The organism is Leifsonia sp. 21MFCrub1.1 (assembly GCF_900107895.1).
In the GTDB taxonomy this organism is placed as follows: domain Bacteria; phylum Actinomycetota; class Actinomycetes; order Actinomycetales; family Microbacteriaceae; genus Leifsonia; species Leifsonia soli.
Window position 1 is genome coordinate 319,929 of the sequence record NZ_LT629867.1, and the last position, 17,399, is coordinate 337,327.

18 protein-coding genes are annotated in these 17,399 nt (G+C 68.9%); 12 read left to right on the plus strand and 6 right to left on the minus strand.

Annotated features, from left to right (window positions below):
- Positions 1-233: 233 nt before the first annotated feature.
- On the plus strand, positions 234-1,760 hold the full coding sequence (locus tag BLW09_RS01410; protein WP_089907456.1) for an APC family permease: 1,527 nt from the start codon (positions 234-236) through the stop codon (positions 1,758-1,760).
- 99 nt (positions 1,761-1,859) lie between these two features.
- Here BLW09_RS01410 and BLW09_RS01415 read toward each other — a convergent pair whose 3' ends face one another.
- Entirely contained in the window at positions 1,860-2,801 is a 942-nt protein-coding gene (locus tag BLW09_RS01415; protein WP_089907458.1) for a hypothetical protein, read from the minus strand.
- On the minus strand, positions 2,798-3,427 hold the full coding sequence (locus BLW09_RS01420) for a MerR family transcriptional regulator (RefSeq protein ID WP_089907460.1): 630 nt from the start codon (positions 3,425-3,427) through the stop codon (positions 2,798-2,800). The genes BLW09_RS01415 and BLW09_RS01420 overlap by 4 nt, the downstream gene beginning before the upstream one ends.
- 89 nt (positions 3,428-3,516) lie before the next feature.
- Between BLW09_RS01420 and BLW09_RS01425 the strand changes: the two genes are divergently transcribed.
- On the plus strand, positions 3,517-4,098 hold the full coding sequence (locus BLW09_RS01425; RefSeq protein ID WP_089907461.1) for a dihydrofolate reductase family protein: 582 nt from the start codon (positions 3,517-3,519) through the stop codon (positions 4,096-4,098).
- A gap of 31 nt (positions 4,099-4,129) precedes the next feature.
- On the opposite strand, the gene BLW09_RS01430 is transcribed toward BLW09_RS01425, so the two are convergent.
- Both BLW09_RS01430 and BLW09_RS01435 read right to left on the minus strand, forming a co-directional pair.
- Complete coding sequence (locus BLW09_RS01430) at positions 4,130-4,474, minus strand: hypothetical protein (RefSeq protein ID WP_089907463.1); 345 nt, start codon at positions 4,472-4,474, stop codon at positions 4,130-4,132.
- Between the two features lie 9 nt (positions 4,475-4,483).
- Positions 4,484-4,846, minus strand: coding sequence for a hypothetical protein (locus BLW09_RS01435; RefSeq protein WP_197682046.1), 363 nt, complete (start codon positions 4,844-4,846; stop codon positions 4,484-4,486).
- A 150-nt stretch (positions 4,847-4,996) separates the two neighbouring features.
- On the opposite strand from BLW09_RS01435, the gene BLW09_RS01440 reads away from it, so the two are divergent.
- The gene (locus BLW09_RS01440; protein ID WP_089907464.1) at positions 4,997-7,150 is read left to right on the plus strand and encodes an ATP-dependent Clp protease ATP-binding subunit; all 2,154 of its coding nucleotides are present in this window, start codon (positions 4,997-4,999) and stop codon (positions 7,148-7,150) included.
- 70 nt (positions 7,151-7,220) lie between these two features.
- A complete protein-coding gene (locus BLW09_RS01445; protein WP_089907466.1) occupies positions 7,221-8,285 on the plus strand; it encodes a zinc-dependent alcohol dehydrogenase family protein in 1,065 nt (354 codons plus the stop codon).
- A gap of 80 nt (positions 8,286-8,365) precedes the next feature.
- On the opposite strand, the gene BLW09_RS01450 is transcribed toward BLW09_RS01445, so the two are convergent.
- Entirely contained in the window at positions 8,366-8,956 is a 591-nt protein-coding gene (locus BLW09_RS01450) for a nitroreductase family protein (protein WP_089907468.1), read from the minus strand.
- Between the two features lie 170 nt (positions 8,957-9,126).
- Between BLW09_RS01450 and BLW09_RS01455 the strand changes: the two genes are divergently transcribed.
- The 5 genes from BLW09_RS01455 (at position 9,127) to galU (ending at position 15,562) form a co-directional block, all read left to right on the plus strand.
- A complete protein-coding gene (locus BLW09_RS01455; protein ID WP_089907470.1) occupies positions 9,127-9,528 on the plus strand; it encodes a DUF7144 family membrane protein in 402 nt (133 codons plus the stop codon).
- 443 nt (positions 9,529-9,971) lie between these two features.
- Positions 9,972-11,504, plus strand: a complete 1,533-nt coding sequence (locus BLW09_RS01460) for a glycosyltransferase family 2 protein (protein WP_089907472.1) — start codon at positions 9,972-9,974, stop codon at positions 11,502-11,504.
- The gene (locus BLW09_RS01465; RefSeq protein WP_089907474.1) at positions 11,497-12,972 is read left to right on the plus strand and encodes a glycoside hydrolase family 26 protein; all 1,476 of its coding nucleotides are present in this window, start codon (positions 11,497-11,499) and stop codon (positions 12,970-12,972) included. Before BLW09_RS01460 ends, BLW09_RS01465 begins: the two co-directional genes overlap by 8 nt.
- A gap of 21 nt (positions 12,973-12,993) precedes the next feature.
- A complete protein-coding gene (locus tag BLW09_RS01470; RefSeq protein ID WP_089907476.1) occupies positions 12,994-14,394 on the plus strand; it encodes a UDP-glucose dehydrogenase family protein in 1,401 nt (466 codons plus the stop codon).
- Between the two features lie 97 nt (positions 14,395-14,491).
- Positions 14,492-15,562: a UTP--glucose-1-phosphate uridylyltransferase GalU gene (gene galU, locus BLW09_RS01475; protein WP_089907478.1), complete on the plus strand. Its 1,071-nt coding sequence runs from the start codon at positions 14,492-14,494 to the stop codon at positions 15,560-15,562.
- Between the two features lie 98 nt (positions 15,563-15,660).
- On the opposite strand, the gene BLW09_RS01480 is transcribed toward galU, so the two are convergent.
- Positions 15,661-15,975: a hypothetical protein gene (locus tag BLW09_RS01480; RefSeq protein WP_089907480.1), complete on the minus strand. Its 315-nt coding sequence runs from the start codon at positions 15,973-15,975 to the stop codon at positions 15,661-15,663.
- Positions 15,976-16,012: 37 nt separating this feature from the next.
- On the opposite strand from BLW09_RS01480, the gene BLW09_RS01485 reads away from it, so the two are divergent.
- The 3 genes from BLW09_RS01485 to BLW09_RS01490 all read left to right on the plus strand — a co-directional run bounded on the left by BLW09_RS01485 (position 16,013) and on the right by BLW09_RS01490 (position 17,294).
- Complete coding sequence (locus tag BLW09_RS01485) at positions 16,013-16,360, plus strand: GNAT family N-acetyltransferase, cg3035/Rv0428c family (RefSeq protein ID WP_197682047.1); 348 nt, start codon at positions 16,013-16,015, stop codon at positions 16,358-16,360.
- Positions 16,361-16,458: 98 nt separating this feature from the next.
- Complete coding sequence (locus tag BLW09_RS18830) at positions 16,459-16,815, plus strand: hypothetical protein (RefSeq protein WP_157696878.1); 357 nt, start codon at positions 16,459-16,461, stop codon at positions 16,813-16,815.
- The gene (locus tag BLW09_RS01490) at positions 16,812-17,294 is read left to right on the plus strand and encodes a hypothetical protein (RefSeq protein ID WP_089907482.1); all 483 of its coding nucleotides are present in this window, start codon (positions 16,812-16,814) and stop codon (positions 17,292-17,294) included. The genes BLW09_RS18830 and BLW09_RS01490 overlap by 4 nt, the downstream gene beginning before the upstream one ends.
- The last annotated feature ends 105 nt before the right edge of the window (positions 17,295-17,399 follow it).

Here is a 17,399-nt window from a genome sequence, read left to right on the forward strand (position 1 = left end):
CGCCGATCAAGCGACCCGCTCGGGGGTGGAGCGCCGGGCTGCAGATGACCCGCCACCCGTTCCGTCGTCGATATGGATATTCACAACGTTTTCAGGAGGCAATCAGCGAATCGGCAACGGAATCCGTCGAAATCCTCTTGTCCTCCCGGCCGGATGTTGCTAACGTCCCCCTGTCGCACACCGACGTCGCGCCTCGTGCCGCCGACACGCGACCCTCGAAGCCAGGGAGAGCAATGACGCAGACCAGTTCCCGGCCGGACGCCCCGCACGGAGGCGGCGCCGAACAGAGCCGGGGAGAGCACCACCACGCCCTCGCCGCCGACGGCGTGAGCGCCGCCGGCTCCATCGTGATGGCCGTCGCGGGCAGCGCGCCCGCCTACTCGATCGCCGCCACCACCGCGACGCTCGTCGGCGCCGCCGCGCTCGGGGCCCCCGCCGCCCTGCTGTGGTGCGGCATCCCGATGCTCGGCATCGCGTGGGCGTTCCTCTACCTCGGGCGGCTCGACGTCAACGCCGGCGCCGCGTACTCGTGGGTCGCGCGCGCGCTGCACCCCATCCTCGGCTTCCTCTCCGGCTGGGCGCTGGTGATCTCGGCGACGATCTTCATGGTCGCTGGGGCCCTGCCGGCCGGCGCGATGACCGTCACGCTGTTCGCGCCGGAGCAGGCCGGCAACGTTCCGCTGATCACCGGGATCGGGGCGCTCTGGTTCCTCGTCATGGCGGCGTGCGTTCTGTTCGGCGTGCACGTCACCGCGCGGGCGCAGTGGATCATGTCGGTCATCGAGGTCGGCATCCTCGTGCTCTTCGCGGTGCTGATGATCGTGCGTGCGGCGACCTCCGCCCACGCCGGCCCGTCGTTCTCCTGGGACTGGCTGGGCTTCCAGCACCTCACCGGGCAGGGCGTCTTCGTTTCGGCCGCGCTGATCGCCGCGTTCTACTTCTGGGGCTGGGATGTGGCCGCCAACCTCAATGAGGAGACGAAGGACGGCCACCGGAGCGCCGGCTCGGCCGGCATCATCGGCGTGATCATCGTCTTCCTGCTGTTCGAGATCTTCACCATCGCCACCCTCGTCATCCTCCCGGCCAAGACGATCGAGGCGAACAGCGCCAACGTGCTCTCCGTGCTCGGCGACGCCGTGTGGCCCGGCATCGGCGGAAAGCTCCTCGTGATCGCCGTCGCGCTGTCGACCATCGCGACGCTGGAGACGACGCTGATCCAGGTGACGCGCACGCTGTTCTCGATGGGACGCGACCACACCATCCCGAAGGCGTTCGGCCGCATCCACCCGAAGTGGCGCACGCCCGCCTTCGCGACGCTGGTCGTCGTCGGCGTCTCGATCGTCCTGTTCGTCGGGTCGAACTTCATCGGCAACGTCGGCGACATCATGGGCAGCGCCATCGCCTCGATCGGCATCCAGATCGCGTTCTACTACACGCTCGCCGGGGTGGCCGTCGTGGTCGCGTACCGTCGGGTGCTGCTGAAGTCGGTGAAGAACTTCATCCTCATCGGACTCTGGCCGGCGGTCGGCGCGGTGTTCATGGGCGTGATCTTCGTGGTCGGGATCGTGCAGAACTTCCAGGGCGACGCGATCGTCGTCAACATCCTCGGGCTCGGGCTGATCGTCCTCGGCGTGGTGCCGATCGCGATCTTCTACCGCAAGGCGCGGGAGTACTACACGCGTCGTCCGCTCGAGCTCCCCGAGGAGCTCGACGCCGCGGCACCCCCCAACATCGACGACCGCGACCCCGCCGCCCGCTGACCCCCGACCCACCGTCACAAGCCAACAGCTCCTGAGTTTTTCCGCCTTTTGGTCGCCAAACGGGCGAAAAACTCAGGAGCTGTTGGCTTGGGGCGGGGGTTAGGCGTGGGCGAGGGTTGGGGACGGGATGGGACGCGGGCGGAAGGTGAGGATGGCGGCGGCGGCCACGAGCGCTGCGAGGACGATGGCCCAGCCGGCGGCGAGGAAGACGCCATCGGGGCGGACGATCGACTGACCCGCGAGCGCCTGCACGGTGACGAGCGCGAGCCCTGCCGCGTAGGCGACGGTCGCCACGACCACGAGGCGCGTGCGCACGCGGTCGTCGGCCAGTGGACGCCAGCGACGTCCCGCCCACCCGAGCAGCACGGCGAACAGCGGGAGCAGCTGCAGCGCGTGCATCCCGATGAAGTGCGGGATGCGGAGGTCGCCGCCGACCGTGCTCCAGCCGAGCACGGGGAGGCCGGGCCCTCCGTCGGCCAGGCCGACCGTGTGCGCCCCGACGATGCCGCGGAAGTCGGCCAGCTGCGCCGTGGTGGGCCCGGTCATCAGGTACGCGAGCCCCAGCCCGGCCAGCGCGATCACCGCGCCGGCGCGCACGGCGATCGTCGTCGACCGGGTGCTCAGCCGGAGGAAGAACACCGCGATCGTCGTGACGAACGTGCACACATAGAGCGTGGTGATGGAGATCGCCATGACTCCCCAGATCGCGCTCGCGAGCGGGCTCGAGACGTTGAAGTGGCTGGTCGTCCCCGCGGCCGCGGCGCCGACGATCAGCACCTGCTCGACGATGAGGGCGACGGCGACGACCGTCCCGGCGGCGTGGGCGATCCGGCGCCATCGCGGCAGGTGGGCGATCAGCCAGGCCCAGGTCACGCTGTACAGCAGGATGGACAGCGAGAACTTGAGCGGCTTGGCCCACGCGTCCACCCCGGTGATCTGGCGCGGGTCGACCAGCAGCCCGACGAGGCAGACGATCGTGCTGACGATCATCAGGGCGGCCACCGTCATCAGCGGACGGTGCCAGGCGAAGACGGCCTTCATGAGCTTCTTCTTCTTTCTTCGGTGACGACGGCTTGGGCCATGCGACGCAGGCCGAGGGAGAGGGTGTCGCCGAGCACGGTGCCGATCACCATGAGCTCGGTCATGCGCGACGGGTCCGGCAGGGCGGCGACCGCGCCCAGATCGGCCTCGGCGTGGATCCGCGCCGCCGCCGCGTAGCGGTCGAGGTAGTCGTCCGGCAGCGGATACCCCGCGCCGGCGAACGCGTCGATGACGCGCGCGGCGATCTCGCGGCCGATGTTGTCGTCGCAGTCGGCCCATCCGGCGCGCGCGGCCACCGCATCCACCCGCGCGAGAGCCTCGGGGGTGGGGTCGGCGACGTCGGGGACGGCGGACCGCGAGAGCGCCTGCTGGGCGACGTCGAAGGTGTGGGCGATGGGGGCGCCCGGCTCATCCAGTGCGGCGAGGATGCTCTTGACCGAGGCGATCGAGAGCTTGCCGACCTCGAGCATGGCGCGGATCAGCCGCAGCCGGCGCTCGTGCTCCTCGCCGTAGAGGGTGCGGTTGCCTCCCACCCGTTCCCCCGCGGGCAGGAGCCCTTCCCGCACGTAGTACTTGATCGTGGCGGCGGGAGTGGCGGAGCGTTCGGCGAGTTCGGTGATGAGCACGTTGGTGATAGTAGCACTACCGGTAGCGTCACTACCAGTACGGATTGTGCCCACCCGCTAGCGTGGGGCGCGGACGAGGAGGTGGTCCTGTGGGGAGGACGGTGCTGTACGGGTCGGTGTCGCTGGACGGCTTCATCGCCGACGAGGACGACCAGCCCGGCCCGCTGTTCGACTGGCTGCTGAACGGCGACGTTCCGCTGGACGACGGCGGCGTGCTGACGGTGTCGCGGGCGTCCTATGACTACGTCCGCCCGTACTGGGATGAGATCGGCGTGACGATCGTCGGGCGCCACGTCTTCGACATGACGGACGGCTGGGAGGGGACGCCGCCCGCCGGCGTCGAGCACGTGGTCGTGGTGACCCACCGCGGCCGGCCGGAAGGATGGTTCCCCGAGGCGCCGTTCTCGTTCGTCGACGGCATCGAAGCCGCCATGCGTGCCGCCCAGGAGCTCGCGGGCGACCGTGTCGTCGAGGTCGCCGCCGGGGACGTCGGCGGTCAGGCGCTGGCCGCCGGGCTGATCGACGAGGTGCGGATGGAGGTCGCACCGGTCGTGTTCGGGTCAGGCAAGCGGTACTTCGGGTCCGTCCGCGGGCCGCAGCTGCTGGAGGGACCGGAGGAGGTCATCCAGGGAGACGGCGTGCTGCACCTGCGCTACCGGGTGCGCCGCTGAGCGCGCGCTGACGCCCGGGTGCGTACCGCTCTCAGGCCTCGTCGTGCTTGCGGCGCGACGGCGAGTCGAGCAGCGACAGCACGAACAGCAGCGCCAGAAGGGCGAAGATGCTGAGCGCTGAGATGAGGTCGCTCCAGGTGAACGGGATGAGCGCACCGTCGATCGAGAGCACGAACACCGTCTCGACGACGCCGAACGCGATGAAGAACAGACCGAGCAGCACGCGGGTGGTCCGGATGCTGTGCCCGCGGCGGTGCACCTCCACCCGTCGCAGCTCCACCATCAGCGTCAGCAGCAGCAGCGGCAGCACCTGCGCGAGTGTCGCGGCCGTCTGGCTGTCCATCAGCACCACGCGCAGGTCGGCCGGATCCACCATGGCGACAGGCTACCGCTCCTCGTGGGAGCCGCGCGGCGGCGGTTCGGCCCGGGTCTCGCTCCACGGGTTCGAGAGCGCGAACACGCAGAGGATCGCGAGGAGAACGAAGATGCTGAGCGCTGCGAGCAGGTCGCTCCACCGGTAGGGCAGGAGCGACCCGTCGATCGAGACGACGAACAGGGTCTCGATCACGCCGAAGCAGAGCAGGAAGCACGTGACCATCGCCCGCGTCCGGATGCGTCGGCACCAACCGGGCCGCGCTCTCCGCACCTCGACGATGAGGGCGAGGAGCAGCAGCGGAAGGATCTGCGACAGTGCCGCAGCCGTATCCCCGTGAAGGAGGGTGAAGTCGTAGGTCATTGCATCCGACATACCAATAGGGTACGTCTCAATAGCAGCAAGCCGCTGGATGGAGTTCCACGCCGGCCGAATTCGTCCGCGGATCCGGGAATTACCCCTCCCGGAATAAAGTTGAGCCTAGTAGACTCAAGTTTGCCCACAGAGAAATGGGAAAGGAACCACATGGCGAACATGCAGGGTGCGCCCTCCACTCAGGAGGAGGCGAAGAGCGCTCTCGAACAGTACGGCGTGAACCTCACGGAGATCGCCAAGAGCGGCAAGCTCGACCCGGTCATCGGGCGGGATGCCGAGATCCGTCGCGTCAGCCAGGTGCTGACCCGGCGCACCAAGAACAACCCCGTGCTCATCGGCGAGCCCGGCGTGGGAAAGACCGCGGTCGTCGAAGGCCTCGCCCAGCGCATCGTCGCGGGGGATGTGGCCGATTCCCTCAAGGGGAAGCAGCTGGTCGCGCTCGACCTGTCGGCGCTCGTCGCGGGCGCGATGTACCGCGGCCAGTTCGAGGAGCGGCTGAAGGCCGTCCTCAAGGAGATCAACGACGCCGAGGGCCAGATCATCACCTTCGTCGACGAGCTGCACATCCTGATGGGCGCCGGCGGCGGGGAGGGGTCCGTCGCGGCCTCCAACATGCTGAAGCCCATGCTCGCCCGCGGTGAGCTGCGGCTGATCGGTGCGACGACGCTCAACGAGTACCGCGAGTTCATCGAGAAGGATGCGGCCCTCGAGCGCCGGTTCCAGCAGGTCTACGTCGGCGAGCCGTCGGTGGAGGACACCGTCGCGATCCTCCGCGGGCTGAAGGGCCGCTACGAGGCGCACCACGGCGTGACCATCGAGGACTCCGCCCTGGTGGCCGCCGCATCCCTCTCGAACCGTTACATCACCGCCCGGCAGCTGCCGGACAAGGCGATCGACCTGATCGACGAGGCCGCGTCCCGCCTGAAGATGGAGATCGACTCGGCCCCGGTCGAGATCGACACCCTCCAGCGCCAGGTCGAGCGCATGAAGCTGGAGGAGTTCGCCCTCAAGAAGGAGAAGGACGACGCCAGCAAGGAGCGCCTCGCCCAGCTCCGCGAGCGTCTGCGCCAGCAGGAGGACGAGCTGGAGGAGCTGCAGGCCAGGTGGCGTGCCGAGAAGGCGTCCCTGAACCGCGTCGGCGAGCTCCGGTCTCAGCTGGAGGAGGCCAAGACCCGGCGTGACGTCGCGCTGCGCGACGGCCGCTACCAGGAGGCCTCGCGCATCGAGTACGAGACCATCCCGGGCATCGAGCGGGAGCTCGCGGAGGCCGAGCAGGCCGAGCACGAGCACCCGCGCATGGTGAACGAGCAGGTCACGGCCGACGACATCGCCGCCGTCGTCGCGGCGTGGACCGGCATCCCGGTCGACCGCCTCACCCAGGGCGAGACCGAGAAGCTGCTCAACCTCGAGCACGAGCTGGGCCGCCGCATCATCGGCCAGAAGAAGGCCGTGCAGGCGGTGGCGGATGCGGTGCGCCGCACGCGCGCCGGCATCTCCGACCCCAGCCGGCCGACCGGCTCCTTCCTGTTCCTCGGGCCGACCGGTGTCGGCAAGACGGAGCTGGCGAAGGCGCTCGCCGCGTTCCTGTTCGACGACGAGAAGGCCATGGTCCGCATCGACATGAGCGAGTACGGCGAGAAGTTCTCCGTCTCGCGTCTGGTCGGTGCGCCTCCCGGGTACGTCGGCTACGAGCAGGGCGGTCAGCTGACCGAGGCCGTTCGCCGGCGTCCGTACTCGGTGATCCTGCTCGACGAGGTCGAGAAGGCCCATCCCGAGGTCTTCGACGTTCTGCTGCAGGTGCTCGACGACGGCAGGCTGACCGACGGCCAGGGCCGGACGGTCGACTTCCGCAACACCATCCTGGTGCTCACCTCGAACCTCGGCAGCCAGTACCTCGTCGACCCGACGCTGACCCCGACCGAGCGCGAGGAGGCCGTGCTGCAGATGGTGCGGCAGGCGTTCAAGCCGGAGTTCGTGAACCGTCTCGACGACATCGTCGTGTTCTCCGCGCTCACGCAGGAGGAGCTGGGCGAGATCGTCGAGCTGGGCATCGACCACCTGATGCAGCGCCTCACCGAGCGGCGGCTGGAGCTGGCGGTCACCCCGGATGCGCGGGCCTGGCTCGCCGAGCGCGGGTACGACCCCATCTACGGCGCCCGTCCGCTCCGCCGGCTGATGCAGCGCGAGATCGAGGACCGTCTCGCCACGGCGCTGCTGGCCGGAGAGGTGCGCGACGGCGACCTGGTCCGGGTGGATCTGGATCGCGAGGAAGACCACCTGACGGTCGAGGCCGTCCGCGAGTAACCCGGCGCGACGAAGGCCCCCTCCCGATCGGGCGATCGGGAGGGGGCCTTCGTGCGCGTAGGCTCGAAGCATGCGTGCTGCTGTCATCCATGGAGAGCGCGATGTGCGCCTCGAAGACGTCCCCACCCCCACCCTCTACACCGGCTCCGGTTCCGACGGCCTCGATGCCGTTGTCCGCGTCGTCGCCGCCTGCGTCTGCGGCAGCGACCTGTGGCCGTACCGCGGTGTGACCCCCACGAACGAACCGCGCCGGATCGGCCACGAGTTCGTCGGAGTCGTCGAGGAGGTGGGTGAGAACGTCCGCACCATCCGTCCGGGCGACTTCGTCATCGCGCCCTTCTACGACTGCGACATGACCTGCGTGAACTGCCGCAACGGCGTCAGCACCTCGTGTCTGCACGGCGGCTGGTGGGGTTCGGAGGACCGCATCGGCGGCTTCGCGGACGGCGGCCAGGGCGAGTACGTCCGCGTGCCGCACGCCGACGGCTCGCTGGTCGCCACCCCCGAGTACCCGCGCGCCGAGCTCATCCCGAGCCTGCTGACCCTGTCGGATGTGATGGGCACCGGGCATCACGCCGCGGTCTCGGCCGGAGTCACCGAGGGGAGCACGGTCGTCGTCGTCGGCGACGGAGCGGTCGGGCTGTGCGCCGTCCTCGCCTCCGCCCGCCTGGGCGCGTCGCGGATCGTGGCGATGTCGCGGCACGAGAGCCGTCAGGCGCTGGCGCGCGAGTTCGGCGCGACCGACATCGTCGCCGAGCGCGGCGACGCCGGCGTCGCGGCGGTGAAGGAGCTGTTCGACGGGATCGGCGCGGACTGCGTGCTCGAGGCTGTCGGAACGAAGGAGTCGATGGACCAGGCCATCCGGTCGGCCCGTCCCGGCGGCATGGTCGGCTACGTCGGCGTGCCGAACGGCGGCCCGGAGCTGCCCGTCCGCCCGCTGTTCCAGAGCAACATCGGCGTCAACGGCGGCGTCGCCCCCGTGCGGAACTACGTGGAGGATCTGCTGCAGGACGTCTGGTCGGGGGCCATCGAGCCCGGTCGGGTGTTCGACCTCGAGGTCCCGCTGACCGACATCGCCGAGGCGTACGCGGCGATGGACGAGCGCCGCGCGATCAAGACGCTCGTGCGCCCGTAGCGGCGGCGTTCCCAAGAAACACGACGGCGCCCGCCGGGGATGAGCATCCCGGCGGGCGCCGTGTCGGTGTCCTGTGCGGATCAGCCGTGCAGCTCGGCGATCTCGTCGAGCGGCCGGCGGGTGCGCGGCGCGGCCTCCCGGGTCCGCAGCGGCTCGGGGAGCGACTCGGCGTCTCCGAGGACGCCCAGCGCGGTGACGGAGACCGGGACGAAGCGCTCGCCCAGACCGAAGGCCTCCTGCAGCGCGGCGGCGTCGAATCCGCCCATCTGGTGGGCGTGGAGTCCGTCGTGGTGCGCCTGGATGGTCAGGTGCGCGACGGCCTGACCGAGGTCGTAGGTCGCCCAGCGGCGCTCGGCGCCCTGTTCGTCGACCACCTCGGCGGCGGCGACGATCAGCACGGCCGCTGAGCCGGCCCAGACGGTGTTGAAGCCGGCCAGCTTGGCGACGATCGTGTCGAAGGCGGCGGTGCCGCGCCGGGCGACGATGAAGCGCCACGGCTGGGTGTTGGCCGCCGACGGCGACCAGCGTGCCGCCTCGAGGGCGGAACGGAGTGTGACGTCGTCGACCTCGATGGTCGGGTCGAACGCTCGGGGGCTCCAGCGCTCGGCGAGCGTGGGGAGCAGGGGCGCGGACGTGTCGGCGGCGCGGGCGGCTGCTTCGGCGATGGACATGGAACTCCTCCGGGGTGGTTGCGTGGGGGTCTACCGGCTCCATTGCCTGGCTATACGCATGTAAACGCATCGGATTCGGGGAAATTCCCGCTGTCTATCCGCGACGACTCCGTGCACGGGATGCTGTGCTCGACCGCAGGTTGGGTGGTCCAGACCGAGAGGTGGATGCGATGTCCGAGGTGCAAGTCCGTTCCGGATGGGTGGGGTGGGCGCTGTTCGCGGCCGTGCTCCTGCTCATCGCCGCGATCCTCGATGTGTTCTACGGGATCGTCGCCCTGTTCGGCCCGTCGACCGGCTACTTCGTCTCGTCGTCGGGCATCCAGACCTTCAGTCTCACGGCGTGGGGCTGGTGGTCGATCGTGCTCGGGCTGTTGATGCTGATCGCCGGCCTCTCCCTCATGCGCGGAGCGCTGTGGGCCCGCATCTTCGCCGTCTTCGTCGCGGCGCTGCACGCCATCGGGCAGCTGATCGCGTTCCCGGCGCAGCCCTGGTGGTCGATCGCGATGGTGACGATCGACCTCCTCATCATCTACGCGGTGACCGTCCACGGCAGGGAGCTGCGGCGCGACTGAATCGGGGAAGACAGGGGGCGAACGCCCGTCGGCGCAGACGTGCCGACGGGCGTTCCGTGTGAACGGCACATGTCGCACGTGTAAAAGTTCGTAACATTCCCAGAGTCCCCCAAGGACCCTCTTCCGGGGTACACGATTCGAGCGTCCCGGGCGTGCCGCGCTTCACCCTGGGGTGAATCGGGTGGGAACGCATTTCTCGGCCCTGACCAGCCGGTCTCCTCCGCACCCCCCGCGGTATCAGCCCCGTTCCAGGCGCCTCTCCGGGTGTCCGCGTGTCTGCGGACACCGCAGGGAGGGGGACGCCGCGACACGCTGAGGATGCCCGTTCCACCCCCACTTGCGGGTGCCCCGCACCGCCACGTAGAACTGAGCACACCCGAACCCGACCAGATCCCCAGTGCTGTGGATGCCGCACCCCCACCCCACCGTGAGAGGTCCCGTCCGTGTTCATCTTCCTGTTGCAGCTCCGCCACATGCTGGGCGGGCATCCCGAGTTCTACCTCTTCGCGATCTACTCGGCGCTGATCTGGGTCATCTGGATCGTCAAAGTGCTCATGTCCCGCCGCTACCGCGGCTACACCGGCGAGTTCCACGGCACGACCAGTGTCGTCGTGCCCGTCGTCGACGAGCCCCTCGACCTCTTCCGCGACGTCCTCGGCCGCATGGTCGAGCAGAAGCCGGGCGAGATCATCGTCGTCATCAACGGCGCCCCCAACCCCGAGCTCGCCGAGGTGTGCGAGGAGTTCGCACCGCTGGTGCGCTGGGTCCACACGCCCATCCCCGGCAAGCGGAACGCAGTGATGATCGGCACCAAGATGTCGACAGGCGAGATCACCGTCCTCGTCGACTCGGACACGATCTGGACGGAGGGCACGCTGTCGGAGCTCGTCAAGCCGTTCGCGGACGACCGCGTCGGCGGCGTGACCACCAAGCAGCGCATCCTGGAGCCCACCCGCAGCTGGATCACCCGCTGGGCGGACTGGCTGGAGAACTCGCGGGCCCTCTACTCGATGCCCGCGCAGAGCGTCGTCGGCCAGATCGGCTGCCTCCCCGGCCGGACCATCGCCTTCCGCCGCTCGATCCTGATGCGGGTCATGGACAAGTTCATGACCGAGAAGTTCCTCGGCGTCTTCCTCGAGGTCTCCGACGACCGGACGCTGACGAACCTGACGCTGAAGGAGGGCTACCGCACCGTCTACCAGCACACCAGCCTCGTCTACACCGACGCCCCGCTGAAGGTGAAGAAGCTCTTCAAGCAGCAGCTCCGCTGGGCGCGCGGCAGCCAGTACAACACCCTCCGCATGCTCCCGTGGATGCTCGGGCACGCTCCGGTGCTGGCGTTCTTCTTCGTGATGGACATCATCCTTCCGTTCATGCTGGCCGGCGTCATCGGCGGCTGGATCTACCGCTCGATCACCGGCGGCGGCTACAACTTCTACGAGGGCTTCCTGAAGTCCTACGGGATCGAGGGCGGCATCCTCACCGTCGTGGCCTTGATGGTCGCTTCCTCGGTGATCAGCATGTCCATCCGGCAGATCCGCCACCTCTCCGAGAAGCCCAGCGACTTCTTCCGCCTGCCGGTCTTCATCATCGTCTCGACGTTCTTCCTCATGCCGATCCGCCTGATCGGGTTCTTCCGGATGGCGCACGCCAGTGGATGGGGCACCCGCGCCGGCGCCTACGCCGGCGGTCCCGCCGAGATCAGCTCCGACGAGGAGATCGCGGCGCACTCCACCGCGGGCGCTCCGTCGGGTCACACGCCCGCGGTGCTGCCGGACTCCGTCGGCGGAATGACCACCGCGACGGCGCTGGCCACCCGTACGCAGCTCGCCACGCGGGCCGAGGTCAAGGCGGCAGCCACCGCTCCTGCAGCCAAGCCCACGAAGGCCGCCCGCCGCCGGCTCAACCCGCTCGCCGCCATCCCGTACCTGATCGGAATCGCGATCCTGACCCTGGAGGCTCTCTTCCTTGTCTGACCAGACCGCCCCCACCGGGGCCGCCGCCTGGTGGTCCCAGTCCAAGTCCCGCTCGCAGGCGACCGCCGTCGCGGCCATCGTCCTCACCGCCGTGCTGGTCGGGATCTCGGCCTACGTCTGGGTGTCGCCGACCGGCGCCCCCCTCCGCAAGGCCGTCGACCAGGCCGCCGAAGTGGTCACGCCCTTCGCGGCCCAGAACGCCGAGCTGAAGCGCAACCTCGACAGGGCGACCGAGACGATCGCCTCCCAGAAGGGCAAGCTGACTGCGCTGCAGAAGGCGACCCTCGCCGCCCAGGCGGCCGCGGCCAAGCAGCTCGCGACCGCCCAGCAGAAGGCCGCGGCGGCCGAGAGCCAGCTCGCGAGCGTGAAGGCGCAGCTGTCCGCCGCCCAGGCCAAGGGCACCTCCGGCTCGACGTCGGGCTCGACGGCCGCGGGAAACCATGGCTCCGGTTCGTCCGGCGGGAACGCCGCTGCGCCGATCACCGCTCCCGCCCGCGCCGACCTGGTGAACCCCGCCAAGCGCTTCTACGGCATGTACACCGAGCAGGCGCCGTTCAACTGGGCGACCTTCGACTCCACGAGCGCGAAGGTCGGCGTCTCGCCCAACATGGTCGGCTACTTCAGCGGCTGGGATGAGACCTTCCGCGCCAACGCCGTCACCCGCTCCTGGCAGCAGGGCCGGATGCCGATGATGACCTGGGAGTCGCGTCCGATCGACGCGGGCAACGACACCGTCGACGAGCCGGCGTACTCGCTGCCGAACATCATCCGCGGCGACTTCGACGCCTACCTGCACCAGTACGCCAAGGACATCGTCGCCACCGGCCTCCCGCTGGGGATCCGGCTCGACCACGAGATGAACGGCATCTGGTACCCGTGGGCGGAGACCGACGGCCAGGGCAATTCGATCAACGGCAACAGCGCGGGCGACTACGTGAAGATGTGGCGGCACGTCCACGACATCTTCCAGCAGGAGGGCGCCAACAACCTGGTCGTGTGGGTCTGGGCGCCGAACATCGTCAACAACCTCCCCGCCTCCCACAAGGTTCCCGGCTACCTCGAGTCGCTGTACCCCGGTGACGGGTACGTCGACTGGGTGGGGCTCTCCGGCTACCTTCGGCCGCCCTACAAGGCCGACAACGACTTCAGCTTCGACTACACGTTCAAGGCGAGCCTCGACAAGCTGCGCTCGATCACGAGCAAGCCGATCATGCTCGCCGAGGTCGGGGCGTCGGAGACGGAAGGGCACAAGGCCGCCTGGATCACATCCTTCTTCGAGGCCCTCGCCAAACCGGAGAACGACGACATCATCGGCTTCTCGTGGTTCAACCTCGCGGTGACCAGCTACGTCGAAGGCGTCCGCGCCACCAACGACTGGCGCATCGACTCCCGGGCGGACTCCCTCTCCGCCTTCATCACCGGCCTCACCAGACCCGAGGACGACTTCGCCCTCACTCCCGCTCCCTGACCACCAGAAAGGACGATCGTCATGACCGCTCCCAAGAAGTCCAAGGACCAGCCCGCTCCCCGCATCAGCGTGATCGGCACCGGCTACCTCGGCGCCACCCACGCGGCCGCCATGGCCGAGCTCGGCTTCGACGTCGTCGGCGTCGACACCGACCCGCGCAAGGTCGAGGAGCTCAAGGAGGGACGCGCGCCGTTCTTCGAGCCCGGCCTGCCCGAGCTCATCCGCCGGAACGTCGCCGCCGGACGCCTCACCTTCACGACCGACCTCGCCGAGGCGGTCGCCGTCTCCGACGTGCACTTCATCTGCGTCGGGACGCCTCAGCAGTCCGGCTCCTTCGCGGCGAACCTCTCCTACGTGGAGGCCGCGGCGCGCGGGATCGCGGAGAACCTCACGCACGACGGGCTCATCGTGGGCAAGTCGACGGTTCCGGTCGGGACGGGCGCGCGGCTCCGTGCGATCATCGCGGACGCCGTACCCGCAGGGATCGACGTCGAGCTCGTCTGGAACCCCGAGTTCCTGCGCGAAGGCAAGGCGGTGGACGACACCCTCTCGCCCGATCGCCTCGTGTTCGGCGGAACCTCCGCGAAGGCGGAGGCCACCCTCCGACGCATCTACGAGAAGCCGATCTCCGAGGGCTGCCCGGTCCTCGTGGCCGACCTGCCGACGGCCGAGCTGGTCAAGGTCAGCGCCAATGCGTTCCTCGCCACGAAGATCTCGTTCATCAACGCGATCGCCGAGGTGTGCGACGCAGCCGGGGCGGACGTATCGCTTCTCGCGGACGCCCTCGGCCACGATGTGCGGATCGGCCGCCAGTTCCTCAACGCCGGCCTCGGTTTCGGAGGCGGGTGCCTGCCCAAGGACATCCGCGCTCTCATGTACCGCTCCAACGAGCTGGGCGCCCACGCGGCGGTCGGCCTGCTCCAGCAGGTGGACGAGATCAACATGGGCCGCCGCCAGCGCGTGATCGACCTCGCGCTGAAGGCGCTCGGCGGATCGGTGCTCAACCGCCGCATCGGCGTGCTGGGCGCCGCCTTCAAGCCGCACACCGACGACGTCCGCGACTCGCCGGCGCTGAACGTAGCGGCGGCGCTGCACCTGCGCGGTGCGCAGGTCGTCGTCTACGACCCGCAGGCCCGCGAGACCGCCCAGCGGCTCTATCCGACCCTCGGCTATGCCGACTCGATGGAGGAGGCGCTGACCGGAGCCGATCTGACGGTCGTGCTGACAGAGTGGGACGAGTTCACGACCGCCGACCCGGCGGGTCTGCGTGAGCTGGTCCGGGGCCGGACAGTCATCGACGGTCGCAACTGCCTCGACGCCGCCGCGTGGAACCGCGCCGGCTGGAGCGTGCTCGCCATGGGCACCGTGCCCGAGCTGGCCCCGCTGGCCGACGACCTCGCCGCCCTCGCCCCCGTCCGCTGACCCATCCCTCTTCGCCGAGGTGCTCGCAGGTGCGCTCCCGCACCGCGTGTCGGCGACACCTACGGGCACCTCGGCACCCCACTGCAAGGAGAAGACCGTGACCAGTTACGTGACGAAGGCCGTCATCCCCGCGGCGGGATTGGGGACCCGCTTCCTGCCCGCGACCAAAGCCATGCCGAAGGAGATGCTCCCGGTGGTCGACAAGCCGGCCATCCAGTACGTCGTCGAGGAGGCCGTCACCTCCGGCCTCAACGACGTACTCCTCATCACCGGACGCAACAAGAACGCGCTCGAGAACCACTTCGACCGCAACGCCGAGCTGGAGGACGCCCTCGAGAAGAAGGGCGACCGCGACAAGCTCCTCAAGGTCAGCTACTCCACCTCCCTGGCCGACATGCACTATGTGCGACAGGGCGACCCGAAGGGCCTCGGCCACGCGGTGCTCCGCGCCAAGATGCACATCGGGCACGAGCCGTTCGCCGTGCTCCTCGGCGACGACATCATCGACGCCCGCGACCCGCTGCTCTCCCGCATGCTGGAGGTGCAGCACGCGCTCAACACGACGGTCGTCGCGCTGATGGAGGTGCCGCCGGAGTCCATCCACCTCTACGGCGCCGCCGCGGTGGTGGAGACCGATGACGAGGACGTGGTGCGCATCACCGGCCTGGTCGAGAAGCCCAGCCGCGAGAACGCGCCGTCGAACTACGCGGTCATCGGGCGGTACGTCCTGCGGCCGGAGATCTTCGACATCCTGGAGAAGACGGAACCGGGCAAGGGCGGCGAGATCCAGCTCACGGATGCGCTCGAGGGCCTCGCGACCGCTCCCGCCTGGACGGGCGGCGTGCACGGCGTCATCTTCCGCGGGCGCCGCTACGACACGGGCGACCGGCTCGACTACCTGAAGGCGATCGTGCAGATGGCGGTCGCCCGGGAGGATCTCGGTCCGGAGCTCCTGCCGTGGCTGAAGGAGTTCGCCACGAACGCCGGCCCGGCCGAGACCGCGCCCATCCCGACGTTCCCGGCACTCCCGGTCGCCGTCCCGGCGCCTGCGCCGGCCGCCGCCTCGACGCCTGCCAAGCCCCGGGCGAAGGCCGCCGCCGCGAAGGTCGCCCCCGCGGCCGACACGGTGGCTCCTCCCCGCGAGCTCGTCCCCGCCGCCGGCGCCTGACGCCTCACGCCCCATCCGGCCCCCGCCCGGCCTCCGGCCCGAGTCGCGACATGATGTCACGACTCGGGCCGAGTGGTGACATGGTGTCGCAACTCGCGCTAGTCGAGGCCGAGCCGCTTGAGCGTGTGCTTCTCGCTGTGACCCGGGTCGGTCTCGATCTCGTCGATCGAGATCGGGATGCTGGGGCCGATCGCCAGCCAGACGAAGCCGTCGCGGTGGACCAGCGGGACGAGATCCGTCGTCCCGTCGCGCAGTAGCGTGCGGACGCGTTTGAGCAGGGCGTAGCCCTCGGACGGCTTGGTGACGTAGGTCTTGCGCCGGTAGTGGATGACATGGGCGACGGTCTTGGCGCTCAGTCCGGCGATCTCGCTCTCGGTCAGCGCTTCCGTTGCGGCGGTTCGGGTATCGGTCATGGCAGGCACGGTACGCCGCCTGCGCTAGCGTCGACAGGTGCACCTGCCTGATGCCGCCGCCCTGGACCGCCTCGCCGACCGCGGCTGGCCCGCGCTGGAGCGCGAACCGCTCGGCGCCTGGACGCTCCGGGCCTCGACCGGTGTCACCAACCGCGCGAACTCGGTGCTCACCGCGGGACCGGTCGCCGACGCCGTTGCGGCGGTGGACGCCGCCGAGCGGTGGTACGCGGCACGGCCGCTGCCCGCGGTCTTCCAGGTGAGCCCGGCGAGCCCCCCGGGGCTGCACGCTGTCTTGGGGGAGCGCTACCGGGAGCAATCGCAGACGGACGTCCTCGTCACCGAGCGGGCCGAGGTGCCGTCGGTGGATGCGCGCGCCTCGCGCTGACCTCTCCGAGCGAGTGCTTTTATAACAAGACGGACGTATTCAAATAAGGCACGAGAAACGCTAATTTCAACTCTACGAAGCTACTTCGAGGAGGAGAGATGCGGTTCAAGAAGGCCACCATCGGAGCGGCGCTCGCTGTCGTTCTGGCTGCAGCGTCGGTTGCCACAGCGGCACCCGCCAACGCCGTCGGCACGGTCAACGGCAAGTGCACGTGGTACGACTCGTTCGTCGGCACGAGTTCGGCTACTGGGGACAGCTTCACTTCAGGGGAGCAGCGCCTCTGTGGCAACGTCCGTATCCGGGTGGGCTACAACGTCTCTGGCGGAACAGCCCTTTACACACCCTGGAAGCAGGCATCAGGAATGGTCAAGCAAGGTCCCGTGGGCTATCGGGTCTTCGGTGGAGAACACACCGTGACAGACGCTTCTATCGGAAACCCGCTGATCCGCACATGAGAGCGCTCAGAGCGCCGGCGGTCTTGCTCGTCCTCGTGGCTATGAGCGGATGTGCCGGAACAAGTAGCGGGAGCGCTCCGACGCCGCCCGCATCGATCTGGAAGGAGCAGGCAGCGGCTCTTGCTGACGGCGCTATCACGTGGGACGAGTACAAGGCAGGCTTCGACGCTTATCGTTCATGTCTGGAGAGGGCCGGGTTCACCCTGTACCAGCCAAAGCGCAAGGACTATCTGATGGATTTCGGGGTGCCGGCCGCGGCTGTGGACTCCGGTGACGACGCTCGGTGTTACGACCACTACTGGGGACAGGTCGACGGGAAATGGCAGGTAGCCCACGACGACGTGTCCGAGACTGCACAGTGGCTCGCCAACTGCCTTCGGAGTAACGGCATCACTCCGAAGGAGAAGAAGGCAGACAACGAGGAACTGATCAAGGCGAACGGTATCGACCTGAAGGACTGTCCGGTCCTTGAAGAGTGAACCGAGGCAATTGCGGCGCCGTTGGTCGTGGAGTGGGACCGTGCCAATCGCAATACCTTTATAACAGGACGGACGTATTCAAATAAGGAACGAGAAACGCTAATT

Coding starts and splice junctions, on each gene's coding strand:
- BLW09_RS01410 (WP_089907456.1), top strand. CDS start 234: ATGACGCAGACCAGTTCCCGGCCGGACGCCCCGCACGGAGGCGGCGCC.
- BLW09_RS01415 (WP_089907458.1), bottom strand. CDS start 2,801: ATGAAGGCCGTCTTCGCCTGGCACCGTCCGCTGATGACGGTGGCCGCC.
- BLW09_RS01430 (WP_089907463.1), bottom strand. CDS start 4,474: ATGGTGGATCCGGCCGACCTGCGCGTGGTGCTGATGGACAGCCAGACG.
- BLW09_RS01435 (WP_197682046.1), bottom strand. CDS start 4,846: ATGTCGGATGCAATGACCTACGACTTCACCCTCCTTCACGGGGATACG.
- BLW09_RS01440 (WP_089907464.1), top strand. CDS start 4,997: ATGGCGAACATGCAGGGTGCGCCCTCCACTCAGGAGGAGGCGAAGAGC.
- BLW09_RS01445 (WP_089907466.1), top strand. CDS start 7,221: ATGCGTGCTGCTGTCATCCATGGAGAGCGCGATGTGCGCCTCGAAGAC.
- BLW09_RS01450 (WP_089907468.1), bottom strand. CDS start 8,956: ATGTCCATCGCCGAAGCAGCCGCCCGCGCCGCCGACACGTCCGCGCCC.
- BLW09_RS01455 (WP_089907470.1), top strand. CDS start 9,127: ATGTCCGAGGTGCAAGTCCGTTCCGGATGGGTGGGGTGGGCGCTGTTC.
- BLW09_RS01470 (WP_089907476.1), top strand. CDS start 12,994: ATGACCGCTCCCAAGAAGTCCAAGGACCAGCCCGCTCCCCGCATCAGC.
- BLW09_RS01480 (WP_089907480.1), bottom strand. CDS start 15,975: ATGACCGATACCCGAACCGCCGCAACGGAAGCGCTGACCGAGAGCGAG.
- BLW09_RS18830 (WP_157696878.1), top strand. CDS start 16,459: ATGCGGTTCAAGAAGGCCACCATCGGAGCGGCGCTCGCTGTCGTTCTG.
- BLW09_RS01490 (WP_089907482.1), top strand. CDS start 16,812: ATGAGAGCGCTCAGAGCGCCGGCGGTCTTGCTCGTCCTCGTGGCTATG.